The following is a 14,006-nucleotide window of genomic DNA, read 5'->3' as shown; positions in this document are numbered from 1 at the left end:
CGGCGCCTTTCGCTGTAGAGGATGAGCTTAGAACTTGTAGCCCAAGCCGACCATGTAGACCATCGGGTCGACGTCGACGCTGACCTTGGTTTCCTGGACACCCAGGGCGCCCGGACCTTTCACTGTGGCGTCGGTGGAGATATCGATATAACGCACCTGGGCGTTGAGCATCAAATTGTCGGTCAACATGTAGTCGGCGCCAACCTGGAAGGCCAGGCCCCATGAGCTATCCAGGCTGAGGTTGCTGAACTGTTGGCCCTTGCGTTCGGCGGTCAACTCCTCGTCGAAGAAGACGGTGTAGTTGATGCCGACGCCCAAATAGGGCTGGAAGGCGGAGTTATTGTCCAGCGGGTAGACCACGGCGCTGAGGGTTGGCGGCAAGTGGGTGACCTCGCCCAGTTTACCGTCCAGGCCTGGGATTCCCGTCGCGGCGCTAACGCCTTTGACACCTACCTCATGGGTGAATGGGGTGGCGGCCAGCAGCTCGATACCGACCTTATCGGTGAGCATATAAGCGAAGTTCAAGCCCAGCTGGGTGTCGCTGTTCAAGGTGGCGCCTGTACCCGGGACATTGCCGCCGTCGAGATTGAGAAGGGAACTGTCCTCTCGCGGATCCACCGTCACTGCACCGGCCCGCACAATGATGTCACCGGCCTTGTGGGCATGGGCGAGCGGGGCGGCGATGGCGAGGGCCAGGGCGGAAGCAGCGAGTAGTGTCGTGCGCATGGGTAACTCCAATCGAGGCAGAGGTATGTCTTGGTTGGAGCCCATGTTAGGAGCCTGGGACAGGCGTTTTTTGATCCAGCGCAACGGTTTGCCCAGCGCCTATGCGACAGCTTGTCACGCGCGGCCGGCAAGGTGCCGGTTCAATAACCCTGCAGTTGCTCGATGTCGTAGACGATGATTTTCTCCGCCTGCATCTGGTAGCCGGCCTCGGCCAGTTCGCTGCTGGCGTGTGCCACCTTCAAGGGGCCCTCGATCCAGAACGGCAGCCACAGGTCTTCTAGGCGGATGCCCAGTTCACTGGTGGCGTGGACGATCTGGTTGGAGGGTGGGGGCGGTACATGGATGCAGGCCCCATAGTAGGGCACCAGCAGAAACTCGATGACACGCCCCGCCTCGGTAATGTCCAGCGGCACCACATAGCCAGGTAGCTTGATCCGCTGACCGTCCAGCGCTTCTACCACCGGCTCGTTGGGTGCTTGCTGGGGAGCGGGCGGCCCATCCTCGGAAAGTACCTCGCCCAATTCGGACAAATCATGCAGCGGCATCGGCTCCAGATCCGGCAGCGGGGCGCCGGCTGGGATCAGGTCGGACCATTGCAGCTCACGGACTTCGGCGGCAGCAAATGCTGGGGTGGCGGCCAGTAGCAGAACGAATAGCAGACGTGTCATGGGTTTCCTCACAGGCGAATCGATAAACCATCGGCCAGCGACTGCCGGTAGGCGCGCCAGGCGGGCACGCTGCCCATTAGCACGGCTGCCAGCAGAATGGCACCCAACAGACTCCATTCCCAGGAACTGGGTAACGCCAGCGGCAAGTAAAGGCCGTAGTGGCTTTGCAAAGGCCCTTGCGCGAGGGCGATACCCACATAAAGCAACCCCAGACCGAGGACGACGCCGGCCAGCGCCAGCGCGAAGGCTTCGACGATCAGCAACCCGCCGATATGCCAGGGGCGCGCACCCACCGATCGCAGGATAGCCATTTCCCGGCGACGCTCATTGAGGCTGGTGAGAATGGCCGTCAGCATGCCGATCAGCCCGGTCAGAACCACGAACAGCGAGACCACGAACAACGCCTGTTCCGCGGTGCCCATCAGGCTCCACAGCTCTTGCAGGGCGACGCCAGGCAGAATCGCCAGCAAAGGCTCGCCGCGATATTGATTGATCTCGCGCTGCAGGGCGAAAGTGGCCACCTTGCTGTGCAGGCCGAGCATGAACGCGGTGATCTGTTGCGGTTGCAGGTCCAGTTGGCGCGCCTGCTCGGCGCTGATCACTTGGTTGCCACGCGCCGGCATGCCGTTGCGCCAGTCGATGTGCAGCGCCTGCATGCCTTCCAGCGACACGTGCAGGGTGCGGTCCACCGGCGTGCCAGTTCGCGCCAGGACGCCGACCACGCGAAACGGCTTGTCGTCGTGGTGGGTCAGGCTGACCCGGGCGACCCCGTGGGCCAGGACAATATGGTCCTCGAGCTGATAACCCAGCGCGCTGGCCACTTCAGCGCCCAAAACCACCTCAAACGGATCGTCTGCGAAGGCGCGACCCTCGGTTAGTCGCAAAGCCTGTTTGCGGCCATGGCGGAAATGCTCGAAATAGGCCGTGCTGGTGCCGAGTACCCGGTAACCGCGGTGCGAGTCGCCCAAAGACATCGGGATCGACCAGGCGACGCGGGGATGTTCGGCGAAGCGTTGGTAGCTGTCCCAGCGGATGTTGTTGGTGGCGTTGCCAATGCGGAATACCGAGTACAGCAACAGGTTTACCGAGCCGGAACGTGCGCCGACGATCAAATCGGTGCCGCTGACGGTGCTGGCGAAGCTGGCGCGGGTTTCCGTACGCACCCGCTCCACGGCCAGTAACAGGCACACCGACAGGCCAATGGCGAACACCGTCAGCAGTGCGGTAAAGCGGCGGTTGGCCAGGCTGGCCAGGGCCAGACGCAGCAGATGCATCTCAAATCTCCTGGGCGCGGGCGGCGCGGTTGAGGTCAAGCAGGGAGACGCTGCGGTCGAACAACGGCGCCAGGCTCTGGTCGTGACTGACGAACAGCAGGCTGGCGCCTGCCGCCTGGCACTCGGAGAACAATAAGTGCAGGAACGCTTCTCGGGCATCGGCGTCGAGGGCCGACGTCGGTTCGTCGGCAATCACCAATTCCGGCTGGCCGATCAGCGCGCGGGCCGCGGCGACGCGTTGCTGCTGACCGATGGACAAGGCTTCGGCACGGCGTTCGTGCAACGCGGCGGGCAAGCCCAGGTGATTGAGCAACTGGTTGGCGGCCTGCTCGACGCTGCCGTGGCGTTGCCGGGCGCGTTTGGTGCGTAACCTGGAAAAGCGGCAGGGCAGGGCGACGTTTTCACGTACCGATAGAAAAGGCAGCAAGTTGAACTGCTGAAAGATGTAGCCGGTGTGATCGACTCGAAAGCGGTCACGAGCACCGGCGCTGAGCAGGCTCAGGTCCTGGCCGAGCAGACGCACGCTGCCACGCCCGGCCTTTTGCACGCCGCCCAAAAGGCCGAGCAGAGTGGTCTTGCCGCTCCCGGAGGGGCCGTTGAGAAACAGGCTTTCGCCCTTGGCTAGCTGGAAGGTAGGAATATCCAGCAACTCAGCCTGACCGGGCCAGGCGAAACCGAGCTGAGAGAGTTCAAGCAAATTAAAAGCGGTCATGACATCCCTGGAAAAAGAAGGCGGGATTGTTCCGCGTGACTTAAAAGGACAGACGCGGCTGGCTGCGCGTCACCTCATGGCCCTGCTGGCCCTTGGGGCCGATCAACTGGACCTGAATGCGCCGGGTGCCGGGGAATTGGCGGAACAGAGGGCTCAGGTCAAGGCCCTGCAAGGCGTCAGGTTTTGCGCAGTCAAACTGGTAGTGGGCATGAATCTCCGCATGCTCCTGTTCCGCCGTATCGGCAAGGGCGTCTTCGTCATCATGCAGGGCCAGATGGTCGACATCACCGGCTGCCACACCGAACAGTGGGCTGTTGATCGCCTGGCGCTCCGCCTCGCATTTGGCCATGGCGGGAAGGCTGAACAGGATGCGGGGCTGTTCGAGCAGCTCGCGCACGGCCTCGACTCGGGCTTCCTCGGCCGTGTTTTTGGGGAAATGCTCGAAGCCCAGCAGGTTGATTGCCGGACTGTGTATCTCCAGCTCAAGCTGCTTGCCCTCCAACGCCACATCCAGCTGAGCGACGCCGTGCTCATGGGCATGCAGGCTGGCGTTTCCATAGGCATCGTCATCATCGTGATGCGTCAAGGCATTAGCGAGGGGCGAAACCAGGGAGAGAGGCAGGACAACAAGCAACAGGCGACGCATGGAAACTCCGGTGATGCACAAGGTTCGTTATCTTATAACAATATTCACTGCGCACTGGCCAGCACAGCCGAGGCCGGGAGCTTGGTTCTGATGGTTTTTGATAAGTGTGTCTGACTGAAAGCCGGCGTGTAATCGGCCAGTGCCCAGGCAGGGGAGCAAGAGGTGGGTTGGCACGCAATGAGCAGTAGCTGCATTGTGTGCTGAAAGCTTCGCAGCGAGGTCGCCGCTCCCACAGACGTCCGAACTGGCACACAGGCTTATGTGGAGGGGCCGACCCACGGACCGAAGCTCAGGAACTGATTGGCGGCTCCCACGTTCCTGCGTGGGAGCAAGCCGCGACGCGTTGCATCGCCATGTGAGCTTGGCGCCGCGGCTGAAGCTGTGTCAGTAAATCGACTGATACAGCTTGCGTCGGTATTGCGTTACCAAGGGATGGTCATTACCCAGCAGGTCGAAAACTTGCAACAGGGTTTTGTGTGGCAAGCCGTCGGCGTAGCTGCGGTTGCGCACGAAAAGCTTCAGTAATCCCTCCAAGGCGGTGTCGTATTGCTGGCGCGCCAGGTGCTGAATAGCCAGCTGATAGGTGGCTTCGTCATCTCCCGCATCTTTGGCCAAACGTGATTTCAACAGGGCAACGTCCGGCAGATCAGCCGCCTGGCGCAGGAACGTCAGTTGTGCGCGGGCTCCGGCCAGGGCCTGCTTGTGCTCGTCGCCCTGCACTGCGTTGAGTACCGTCTCGGCCTCACCCAACTCGCCGCGTTCGGCCAGGCAGCGGGCATACAGGATCAGCCCGGCGGCATTTTCGTTGTCTTCGCTGAGTAATTGCTTGAGTAGCGCTTCGGCCTCGCTGAAGTGGCCTTCACCAAACAGCGCCTGGGCGCTTTCCAGCAGGTCGGCCTCCGGTGCGGCAGGCATCTGCACGTGGGGTTGGAGCATCGCGCGAACCGCCGATTCCGGCTGCGCGCCGGCGAAACCGTCTACCGGCTGGCCATCCTTGAACAGCACCACGGTGGGCAGGCTGCGGATGCCGAAGCGGGCGGTAATGCCTTGTTCAATATCGCAGTTGACCTTGGCCAGCAACAACTCGCCCTGGTACTCCTCGGTGATCTTGGCCAGCAGCGGCATCAGCGCCTTGCAGGGGGCGCACCAGTCGGCCCAGAAGTCCACCAGCACCGGCTTGTGGAAAGAGTTTTCAACCACCAGCTGTTCGAAGCTGGCCTCGGTGACATCGAAGATATACGGAGTAGCGCTCATCAGCTTTCTCGAAGGAACGGACGTGCCTGCATGGTAAGGGTGGACGGTCGTTACGGGAAGCCGCAGGGGTTCCGACGGGCGGCTGTAAAGGAGCCATGAAGAGGTTTGGTTTTTGCTTTTAGCCGGGCGCTCAGACGTATTCCCGACATCGGTGCTATTGGCAGTTAAATGGCTGGAAGGCAAAATGATGGCACGCCTTGCCGGCTTAGATTTGCCAACGCTGCGGTAGGGATAAAAAATCAATAAATGGGAGCTTCAACATGTACCGCAAAGTAGTACTGGCTGCGGCCATTGCGCTGGGGAGCGCATCGGCACAGGCCGCGCTGTTTGATGTGACGTTGTCGTGGGCGGCCGGGGGGAAATCGGCAAGTTTCAGCTTTAACGATGCCGAAGAGGCCGTCGATGTAGTCGATCTTGATTTCATCATTGATCAATGGGGTTTGGATGGCTTCGACGAGAGCCAGCATGACGCGGTCGCGCAGATCAGGTTTCGTGGTGTGCCCATCCAGCTGACCTACGAAAAGGGCAGCAAGCTGATTCTGGATATCCCAAGCCTGGGTATTTACAAGGAATTCAATGACGACCCCATGGGCGACGATGCCATTGACCAACTGAAGGATTACTTGGTCGAAAAAGGCGAACATGAAATTCTTACCAAGATCAATAAGGTCGCCGCGCAAGCCACCAGCTTCGACCCCGTTGCCGGTAACCCCAGCAGCCTGATGTCGACCATGGTCGACAACATCTATTTCCTGACCAACAGCTCGATCACCGGCACCGACCGTCAGGATATCGACAACCAGTGGGATCTTGGCCTGCGCTACAGCAGCTACACCACGGCGGACAATCAGGATGTCATCAACTATAACCTGCCGCTGGCCTATACCTTCAAGCTCGATTGGTTCCCGGGTCACCGTCTGCAGTTCCGTATGCCGGTGAACTACACCACGGTTAACGAGGATGCCAAGAGCTACAGCCTGCAATTGGGCTTTGCCTGGACCATTCCGCTGATTGAAGGCCTGGAAATTACTCCGGCCATCGACTACGGCGCCGCTGGTTCCGCCGAAATTCTTACCGTCGGTGTGCTGCGTGCCCTATCGCTGACCACGCGCTACGACTTCAGCCTGTTTGGCCAGAATTTCACCCTGAACAACAGCTTGGTGAAAATCGACAGCGAGCGCATCGAGTACGAAGACGACGAGGACATTTATGTCATCGACTACGACTTGAGCAACAAGGCGATGACCAACGGCCTGGCCTGGCATATTGCCCTGCCGTGGAAGCTGGCAACCCAGGTGTTCGTGCGCGACACCCGTTACTCCGGCGATGCGCTGTACTCCGATCAGGTGACTGAATACGGCGTCAATTTCGGTTGGTCAGGCTCAGCTGCTACCAACACCCAGTTCTTCGTTGGCGCCAGCTATCAAAGCCACGCCAAGGAAGAGTTCGACGGTGCGCGGATGAACATCGGTCTGACGTTCTAAGCTCGAGTCGCTGCGATCATCCATGCCCCGCCCTGTGCGGGGCATTTTGTTGGTGGCGGCCTAGGCCGTCACGCGCGCGGCGTGATACAGGTTCACATGACGAAATTCCGCCGGCTCGGCCAGGTCCGGCCAAGTGCAGGCTTCCATCTCGCCGAGATGCCGGTACAGCGGATGGTGGAAATTCTTGACCCGTGAATCGGCCACCAAGGTTTCCTGGCCGCGACTGAGGAAGTGATCAAGCAGCGGCAGGTTGGTGCGGTCGTAAAGCACATCGGCGACGATAATCAGGTCGAAGCGATCACCTTCGGCAAAAAAATCCGCCGAGTAGCCCAACTCCACGCCGTTGAGCTCAGCATTGGCCCGGCAGGCCGCCAGCGCCAAGGGGTCAAGGTCGCAGGCCACCACTTCCAGCGCGCCGGCCTTGGCGGCGGCAATGGCCGCGACGCCAGAACCCGCGCCGAAATCCAGCACGCGCTTATTCTTCACCCACTGCGGATGCTCGGCCAGCCAGCGTGCCAACACCAATCCGCTGGCCCAGCAAAAACTCCAGTACGGCGGCTCCTCGAGAATGCGCCGGGTTTCTTCGGGGCTGAAGGCGCGGTCCATATTGTTGGCATCGATCAGCCACAGGCGTAGATCCGTATCGGGCAACGGCGTGGCGCTTAGGCGCGCATCGCCGAGCAGTTCATGGAGCGCCTGTTGCAGGGTGTGTGGTGTGTTCATGGTGAAGGTGGCAGGCTGAAAAGGAGGTCGAGTGTAGCTGCAAGCCCGGCCGATTTGTCTGCTCAAGGGGATGCGCTACCATGGCGCCTGGTTCTTTCATCAGGTTCTTCGCCCATGCACTGTCCCTTTTGCAGCGCCCATGACACCAAGGTCATCGATTCGCGTCTGGTTGCCGAAGGCGACCAGGTTCGGCGCCGGCGCGAATGCCTGGCGTGTGGCGAGCGCTTCACCACCTTCGAGACCGCGGAGCTGGTGATGCCGCGGTTGATCAAGCAGGACGGCAGCCGCCAGCCCTTCGATGAGGACAAGCTGCGCGCCGGTATGCAGCGCGCGCTGGAAAAGCGCCCGGTAAGTGTCGAGCGCTTGGAAGCGGCAATTGCCCACATCAAGCATCAGTTGCGCGCCACGGGCGAGCGCGAGGTCAAATCCCTGGTGGTTGGCGAGCTGGTGATGAGTGCTCTGCAGCAATTGGATGAGATCGCCTATATCCGTTTCGCGTCCGTCTACCGTCGCTTCCAGGACCTTAACGAGTTCCGTGAGGAAATTGAACGCCTGGCCCGTGAGCCGTCCAAGCCATGAGTGATCAGCTGTATATGGCGCGTGCCCTGGAGCTGGCGCGCCGAGGTTTGTATTCGACCCATCCCAACCCGCGAGTCGGTTGTGTAATCGCGCGCGATGGCGAGGTGGTCGGTGAAGGCTGGCATGTACGCGCCGGCGAGCCGCACGCCGAAGTGCATGCCTTGCGCCAGGCCGGCGAGCGCGCACGGGGTGCTACCGCCTATGTCACCCTGGAGCCGTGCAGCCATTTCGGCCGTACCCCGCCATGTGCGGAAGCGCTGGTCAGCGCGGGTGTCACCCGGGTGGTGGCGGCCATGCAAGACCCCAATCCACAGGTCGCGGGGCGTGGCCTCGAGCGGTTGCGCAGTGTCGGTATCGCGGTCGCCAGCGGAGTGTTGGAGGACGAGGCGCGTGAGCTGAACTGTGGGTTTGTGAAGCGTATGGAAACGGGCCTGCCTTATGTGCGGGTCAAGCTGGCGATGAGCCTGGACGGACGCACGGCGATGGCCAGCGGCGAAAGCCAATGGATCACCGGCGCTGCGGCGCGTGCAGCAGTGCAGCGCCTGCGCGCACAGTCCAGTGTGGTGCTGACCGGCGCTGATACCGTTTTGATGGATCAGGCGCGGCTTACGGTACGCGGCAACGAGCTGGGTTTGGATACCGAGCAGACGGCGCTGGCGCTGGGTCGTCCGCCGTTGCGGGTACTGGTCGATGGACGTTGTCGCGTGCCCTTGGATGCACCGTTTTTTCAGGCTGGCGCGGCACTGGTGGCGACGGCTTCGTTCCCCGGTCTGGATTACCTGGCTGCCGGGCACCAATGCCTGAGCGTGTCGGGTGAAGGAGGGCAGGTGGATCTTCCGGCCTTGCTGCGTGAATTGGCTGCGCGCGGTGCCAACGAGGTGCTGGTGGAAGCCGGGCCGCGCCTGGCTGGCGCCTTTGCCCAGCAGGATCTGGTCGATGAGTATCAGATCTTCGTCGCTGGCAAGTTCCTCGGCTCCAGCGCCCGCCCCTTGCTGGATCTGCCGCTGGAGCGTATGAGCGAAGCGCGTGAATTACGCATCGTCGACATACGCGCGGTGGGTGAGGACTGGCGGATCATCGCCAAACCCCGTTCCGCTGTATAAAAGCCAACACCGCAGCGATACCCATGGCGCAGGTTCGCCAGGGTATCGGCTTCAGCCAACCACGCTCCTGCTAACTCGCCGCCTACGGCAGACAAACTCCCGTGCCGCGCAACGCGCAATAACCATTGGGGTTTTTTGCCAGGTATTGCTGGTGATAAGCCTCGGCGTAATAAAACGGCGGCGCTTCGGCGATTTCCGTGGTGACTGGGCCAAACCCGGCCTTTGCCAGTTGCTGTGCATAGGCGTCGCGGCTGGCCAGGGCGGTAGCTTTCTGCTCCTCATTCAGCCAGTAGAGGGCCGAGCGGTACTGGGTGCCGATATCGTTCCCCTGGCGCATGCCCTGGGTAGGGTCATGAGCCTCCCAGAACAGCTTGAGCAGCGCTGCGTAATCAATGAGCTGTGGATCGAATACCACCAGCACCGCTTCAGTGTGCCCGGTCAGCCCGCTGCACACTTCTTCATAGGTGGGGTTGGGCGTACGCCCGCCGATGTATCCGGCCGCTGTGCTCCAGACGCCAGACTGTTGCCAGAAGCGTCGCTCTACGCCCCAGAAACAGCCGAGGGCAAAAATCGCCTGTTGGAGGCCGCCCGGGAAGGGCGGCTGCAGCGGATGACCGTTCACGTAATGGCTGTGCGGGACCGGTAGCGGCGTGTCACGTCCGGGCAACGCCTGTTCGGCACTGGGCAGTGCGGCGTGGTGGGCAGTAGCAAACATGTGAAACTCCCGGTGTGCAAGAACTGGGCTTCAGCCTACCCCCTTGCCATGACGGGAGCCAGTTGGTTTAAGGGTAGCGTCCTCTTGCCAGCCGGCTAACTGTGCGGTCGTTACGCAGGATAACGTTGCAGATGCTCAAGCAAGCCGCTGCCGGCAATGGGTCTGTCGAACAGAAAGCCTTGCCCGAGGTTGCAATGCTGAAGCTGCAGAAAAGCCAATTGGGCGTCGGTTTCGATGCCTTCGGCGACCACTTGCAGCTTTAGTTTGTGAGCCATGGCAATCACCGCTGAGGTGATTTCCATGTCGTCCTGACTGTCCGGGATGTCCTTGATGAAGCTGCGGTCGATCTTGATCACATCCAGCGGAAATTTCTTCAGATAACTCAGCGACGAGTAGCCCGTACCAAAGTCGTCCATGGCCAGGGTAAAGCCCAGGGCTTTCAGGCGGGTCAGCTGCTCGAAGGTGTTGGTACTGAAGTCGAGCAGCAGGCTTTCCGTCAGTTCCAGCTCCAGGCGTGTGGCGTCGGCGTGCTCTTCCCTGAGGATCTTTTCGATGGAGCTGACCAGATGCTCATCATGGAACTGGCGCGGCGACAAGTTGATGGCAATGCGCAGGTCGGGGCGCCCTGCCGCTTGGAGATGATGCAGCATTCGGCAGGACTCGCGAATCACCCATTGGCCGATGGGCACGATCAGTCCGGTATCTTCGGCCAGGCCAATGAACTTGTCTGGTGAGATCAACCCTTTGACTGGATGGCGCCAGCGCAACAGGGCTTCCAGACCGATCAGGCGTTTGCTTCCAAGGCATAGCTTGGGTTGGTAGTAGAGCTCCAGCTCATTCCGGTCCAGCACGTGGCGCAGGTTGCTCTCGATAAACAGGTTGTAATCGGCTTCGCTGTTGAGGTTTTCAGTGAATACCTGCAGGCGACTCTTGCCGACCTCTTTGGCCTTGTGCAGGGCCAGGCTGGCATGTTTGGTGAGCGTTTTCGCCTCGTCGCCATGGCGAGGGAAGAAGGCCATGCCCAGTGTTGCGGTCACGGTAATCAATTGGTTGGCCACGAACAGCGGCAGATCGAGTAACTGCAGCAGTTGTTGGGCAATATCCTCGGCTGCCTGATCCGTTTCAGCGTCAAGCAGCACAGCGAACTCATTACTGGCGAAGCGCGAGAGGCTGGTGGTGGAGGCCAAGCTGTTGCGCAGGCGGCGGGCCAGGCTGATCAGCAATTTGTCACCGGTCTCATGGCCCAGGCTGTCGTTGATGCGTTTGAAATTGTCGATGTCGATCAGCAGGACGCTGAACGGTGCGGGCCGTTTGGCTTCGAGGCGCCGCTGCAGCAGAGCGAGGAAGTATTCGCGGTTGCCAAGGCCGGTCAGCGAATCGGTGAGCGCTTGCTGCTGGTACTGCTGCTGGTTCAGCTTACTCAGGGTAATGTCTTCCCAGAGCCCGGAAAAATGGCTGGTTCGACCGTTCTCGTCGCGCACACGGGAAATCGTTACACGCCCCCAATAGGGCTCGAGATTTTTGCGATGGCTGGGGAATTCAATTGTCCAACTGGCGTGTTCGGGCCGTTGGTGCATGGCATCGCGGAACAACTCCGCGACGCTATCCAGCGGGGGCAGCTCTGCGAGCCGACGGCCCAGAAGTTCCTCAAGGCTGTAGTGGGTGATGGTGCACAGGCTGGGATTGGCATAGGTGATCCGGCCGCGAGTATCCACCAGTAAAAAGGCCTGAGCGCTTTGTTCGATGGCACTTAGGCATATCCCTTCGCGACTGATTGGGGTGGGCTGTTGTGCCAACAGGTAGCCCCGCAGCCAATCACCAGTATGTTCGCCGATTTCCAGCAATTTAAGCGGGCCACGCGGGGTGCTCAGGGAGTAACTCAAACGATAGTGGCTACTGCTTTGCAATTGCCGCTGCACCAACTGGTGCAACTGTCGGCGTAACGCCAAGGAAATCAGTTCGTCATAACGAGCGCCAACGAGCCGCGACCAAAGCGCGCCTTCAGCTCCTTCCGCATAGTCGCAGGTCAGCCGCCACTCTTCATTGTTGGGACGAGCGAAACGAGCCAAGCCGAAGCGGGCCAGCGAGGGCAACTGCGCGATAAGCTCTGACGCGGATTCGGGCTGCTTGAACATGAAGGCTCGCTAACAAGGGTCACGCTAATGGTTTTCTATTTATCGTTCAGGCAAATCGATACGCGAGCCTGAGTTTTGGAATGGGGCACTTGGCTACTATGTGGCGTTATCGTCAACGCGGCAAGCTGCACATGCCGGATAACCAGCACGCATGAGTGCCTAGCCATACGATGTTGCTAGTAAGCCTACTCTAGAGCGTTCCCAGCTTCTTGGCTGATCGCAAGCGAAGTGCAAAAAAAACCCTGCCAATCGGCAGGGTTTGAGGTACGAGCGTGGCGCATGCTCGTTAGAAGGAACGGTGCCGGGGCGCTGGCCCCGGCGGGTATTACAGGAGCATCGTGCGGATGTCCGCGAGCAGCTCGGACAGGCGCTTGGTGAAGCGTGCGGCGGCGGCGCCGTTGATCACCCGATGGTCGTAGGACAGCGACAGCGGCAGCATCAGCTTGGGCTGGAAGGCCGCGCCGTCCCAGACCGGCTGCATGGTCGCCTTGCTGACACCCAGGATCGCCACTTCCGGCGCGTTGACGATCGGCGTAAAGCCGGTGCCGCCAATATGGCCGAGGCTGGAGATGGTGAAGCAGGCGCCTTGCATGGCGTCGGGCGACAGTTTCTTGTTGCGCGCCTTGTCGGCCAATTCGGCCGCTTCGGCCGCCAGTTGCAGCAGGCTCTTCTGGTCAACGTTGCGGATCACCGGCACCAGCAGGCCATCCGGCGTGTCCACCGCAAAGCCAATGTGCACGTACTTCTTGCGGATCAGTGCAGTACCGCTGGGTGCCAGCGAGCTGTTGAAATCCGGCATTTCCTTGAGCAGGTGTGCACAGGTCTTGAGCAGCAGTGGCAGGACGGTAAGCTTGACGCCCGCCTTCTCGGCCACCGCCTTCTGCGCAACGCGGAAGGCTTCCAGCTCGGTGATGTCGGCGGATTCAAACTGCGTGACGTGCGGCACGTTGAGCCAGCTGCGGTGCAGGTTGGCAGCGCCCACCTGCATCAGGCGAGTCATGGCCACTTCTTCGACTTCACCGAACTTGCTGAAGTCGATAGCCGGAATCGGCGGAATGCCGGCACCGCCGGTCGCCCCGGTGGGTGCGCCCTTGGTCTGCTGCATCATGGTTTTGACGTAGGTTTGCACGTCTTCCTTGAGGATGCGCTCACGCGGGCCTGTACCGGTCACGGCAGCCAGGTCGACACCGAACTCGCGGGCCAGCTGGCGCACGGCCGGTCCGGCGTGCACTTTGCTGCTGTCACGGTTGGCTGCGGCTACTGGCGCAGGAGCTGGTGCTGGTGTCGCTGCAGCCAGAGCTGCCGGTGCAGCAGCAGGACTGCTGGCCGGTGCGGCAGGCGCGGCGGCTGCAGGCTGCGCAGCAGCAGGTGCGGCACCTTCGACCTTGAGGGTCAGGATCAGGTCGCCCGTACCGACGTCGGCGTCCAGCTGAACGGCCAGGCTTTCCACCACGCCGGCAACCGGCGAGGGGATTTCCATGCTCGCTTTGTCCGACTCCAAGGTGATCAGCGATTGTTCGGCTTCCACCGTATCGCCAACCTTGACCAGAACTTCGATGACTTTGGCGGTGCCGGACGAGCCGATGTCCGGCACGCGGATTTCCTGGCTGCTGGAGGCAGACGCCGCAGCCGGTGCCGGGGCGGCCGGGGGGGGGGGGGGGGGGTCGTGCGAGGTGGCCGCAGCAGGTCGGTGCTCATGCCGCGGTCGCCAGCCCGGCGGGCCCGTAGAGCGCGTACCGCGCCCCCGTGGCGAGCGCCCAGTACCGGTCGCCGTAGCTCCAGTGCCACCACTCCGTGGGGTAGTTGACGAGCCAGACCTGCCCCAGGGCCGCCGCCAGCAGCTCGCGGTGCGCGCGGGACTGCCGCGAGATGCCGGGGGCGTCGAAGTAGCAGGCGCCGCCGCTCTCCTCGGGGGTCGCGTCCAGGGGGCACCCCATGTCGAGCTCATGGCCGCGGGAGTCGAGCAGCGTCACGTCGACCGCCGCGC

The 14,006-nt window shown here is 61.5% G+C and carries 12 protein-coding genes and 2 pseudogenes; 3 read left to right on the top strand and 11 right to left on the bottom strand.

Going from position 1 to position 14,006, the window contains the following annotated elements:
• Window positions 1–27 precede the first annotated feature (27 nt).
• The 6 genes from H9642_RS17435 to trxA form a co-directional block, all read right to left on the bottom strand.
• Window positions 28–726, bottom strand: coding sequence for an OmpW/AlkL family protein (locus H9642_RS17435; RefSeq protein ID WP_251837746.1), 699 nt, complete (start codon window positions 724–726; stop codon window positions 28–30).
• A 140-nt stretch (window positions 727–866) separates the two neighbouring features.
• Window positions 867–1,394 carry a DUF3299 domain-containing protein gene (locus H9642_RS17430; RefSeq protein ID WP_251837745.1) on the bottom strand — a complete coding sequence of 176 codons (528 nt, stop codon included), beginning with the start codon at window positions 1,392–1,394 and terminating at the stop codon, window positions 867–869.
• Between the two features lie 8 nt (window positions 1,395–1,402).
• Window positions 1,403–2,668 (bottom strand): ABC transporter permease, encoded by a 1,266-nt coding sequence (locus H9642_RS17425; RefSeq protein WP_251837744.1) that lies wholly within the window; start codon window positions 2,666–2,668, stop codon window positions 1,403–1,405.
• Window position 2,669: 1 nt separating this feature from the next.
• Window positions 2,670–3,380, bottom strand: a complete 711-nt coding sequence (locus H9642_RS17420; RefSeq protein ID WP_251837743.1) for an ABC transporter ATP-binding protein — start codon at window positions 3,378–3,380, stop codon at window positions 2,670–2,672.
• Between the two features lie 40 nt (window positions 3,381–3,420).
• Window positions 3,421–4,026, bottom strand: a complete 606-nt coding sequence (locus H9642_RS17415; protein ID WP_251837742.1) for a DUF2796 domain-containing protein — start codon at window positions 4,024–4,026, stop codon at window positions 3,421–3,423.
• A gap of 384 nt (window positions 4,027–4,410) precedes the next feature.
• Window positions 4,411–5,280, bottom strand: coding sequence for a thioredoxin (gene trxA, locus H9642_RS17410; RefSeq protein ID WP_251837741.1), 870 nt, complete (start codon window positions 5,278–5,280; stop codon window positions 4,411–4,413).
• A 260-nt stretch (window positions 5,281–5,540) separates the two neighbouring features.
• Between trxA and H9642_RS17405 the strand changes: the two genes are divergently transcribed.
• Entirely contained in the window at window positions 5,541–6,764 is a 1,224-nt protein-coding gene (locus tag H9642_RS17405; protein WP_251837740.1) for a hypothetical protein, read from the top strand.
• 60 nt (window positions 6,765–6,824) lie between these two features.
• Here H9642_RS17405 and H9642_RS17400 read toward each other — a convergent pair whose 3' ends face one another.
• On the bottom strand, window positions 6,825–7,487 hold the full coding sequence (locus H9642_RS17400) for a class I SAM-dependent methyltransferase (protein WP_251837739.1): 663 nt from the start codon (window positions 7,485–7,487) through the stop codon (window positions 6,825–6,827).
• A 114-nt stretch (window positions 7,488–7,601) separates the two neighbouring features.
• Between H9642_RS17400 and nrdR the strand changes: the two genes are divergently transcribed.
• Window positions 7,602–8,066: a transcriptional regulator NrdR gene (gene nrdR, locus H9642_RS17395; protein WP_251837738.1), complete on the top strand. Its 465-nt coding sequence runs from the start codon at window positions 7,602–7,604 to the stop codon at window positions 8,064–8,066.
• A complete protein-coding gene (gene ribD / locus H9642_RS17390; RefSeq protein WP_251837737.1) occupies window positions 8,063–9,169 on the top strand; it encodes a bifunctional diaminohydroxyphosphoribosylaminopyrimidine deaminase/5-amino-6-(5-phosphoribosylamino)uracil reductase RibD in 1,107 nt (368 codons plus the stop codon). Before nrdR ends, ribD begins: the two co-directional genes overlap by 4 nt.
• Before the next feature lie 82 nt (window positions 9,170–9,251).
• On the opposite strand, the gene msrA is transcribed toward ribD, so the two are convergent.
• From msrA to H9642_RS17370, 4 genes and pseudogenes are all read right to left on the bottom strand, one after another.
• A complete protein-coding gene (gene msrA, locus H9642_RS17385; protein ID WP_251837736.1) occupies window positions 9,252–9,884 on the bottom strand; it encodes a peptide-methionine (S)-S-oxide reductase MsrA in 633 nt (210 codons plus the stop codon).
• A 110-nt stretch (window positions 9,885–9,994) separates the two neighbouring features.
• Window positions 9,995–11,632: pseudogene (locus tag H9642_RS17380) on the bottom strand (putative bifunctional diguanylate cyclase/phosphodiesterase); the annotation flags it as partial.
• Window positions 11,633–12,344: 712 nt separating this feature from the next.
• Window positions 12,345–13,682 (bottom strand): annotated as a pseudogene (gene aceF, locus H9642_RS17375) (dihydrolipoyllysine-residue acetyltransferase); the annotation flags it as partial.
• A gap of 31 nt (window positions 13,683–13,713) precedes the next feature.
• On the bottom strand, window positions 13,714–14,006 hold a 293-nt coding region (locus tag H9642_RS17370; RefSeq protein WP_286010401.1), incomplete at its 5' end, for a M15 family metallopeptidase.

The organism is Serpens gallinarum, assembly GCF_014836765.1.
GTDB classification, from domain to species: domain Bacteria; phylum Pseudomonadota; class Gammaproteobacteria; order Pseudomonadales; family Pseudomonadaceae; genus Serpens; species Serpens gallinarum.
Note: the sequence above shows the minus strand (reverse complement) of the source record. Positions and strands in the feature narration are given on the sequence as shown.

What these genes read in the sequence shown, in the direction of transcription:
- H9642_RS17435 (WP_251837746.1), bottom strand. Translation starts at nt 726, where the DNA reads ATGCGCACGACACTACTCGCTGCTTCCGCCCTGGCCCTCGCCATCGCC.
- H9642_RS17430 (WP_251837745.1), bottom strand. Translation starts at nt 1,394, where the DNA reads ATGACACGTCTGCTATTCGTTCTGCTACTGGCCGCCACCCCAGCATTT.
- H9642_RS17425 (WP_251837744.1), bottom strand. Translation starts at nt 2,668, where the DNA reads ATGCATCTGCTGCGTCTGGCCCTGGCCAGCCTGGCCAACCGCCGCTTT.
- H9642_RS17420 (WP_251837743.1), bottom strand. Translation starts at nt 3,380, where the DNA reads ATGACCGCTTTTAATTTGCTTGAACTCTCTCAGCTCGGTTTCGCCTGG.
- H9642_RS17415 (WP_251837742.1), bottom strand. Translation starts at nt 4,026, where the DNA reads ATGCGTCGCCTGTTGCTTGTTGTCCTGCCTCTCTCCCTGGTTTCGCCC.
- trxA (WP_251837741.1), bottom strand. Translation starts at nt 5,280, where the DNA reads ATGAGCGCTACTCCGTATATCTTCGATGTCACCGAGGCCAGCTTCGAA.
- H9642_RS17405 (WP_251837740.1), top strand. Translation starts at nt 5,541, where the DNA reads ATGTACCGCAAAGTAGTACTGGCTGCGGCCATTGCGCTGGGGAGCGCA.
- H9642_RS17400 (WP_251837739.1), bottom strand. Translation starts at nt 7,487, where the DNA reads ATGAACACACCACACACCCTGCAACAGGCGCTCCATGAACTGCTCGGC.
- nrdR (WP_251837738.1), top strand. Translation starts at nt 7,602, where the DNA reads ATGCACTGTCCCTTTTGCAGCGCCCATGACACCAAGGTCATCGATTCG.
- ribD (WP_251837737.1), top strand. Translation starts at nt 8,063, where the DNA reads ATGAGTGATCAGCTGTATATGGCGCGTGCCCTGGAGCTGGCGCGCCGA.
- msrA (WP_251837736.1), bottom strand. Translation starts at nt 9,884, where the DNA reads ATGTTTGCTACTGCCCACCACGCCGCACTGCCCAGTGCCGAACAGGCG.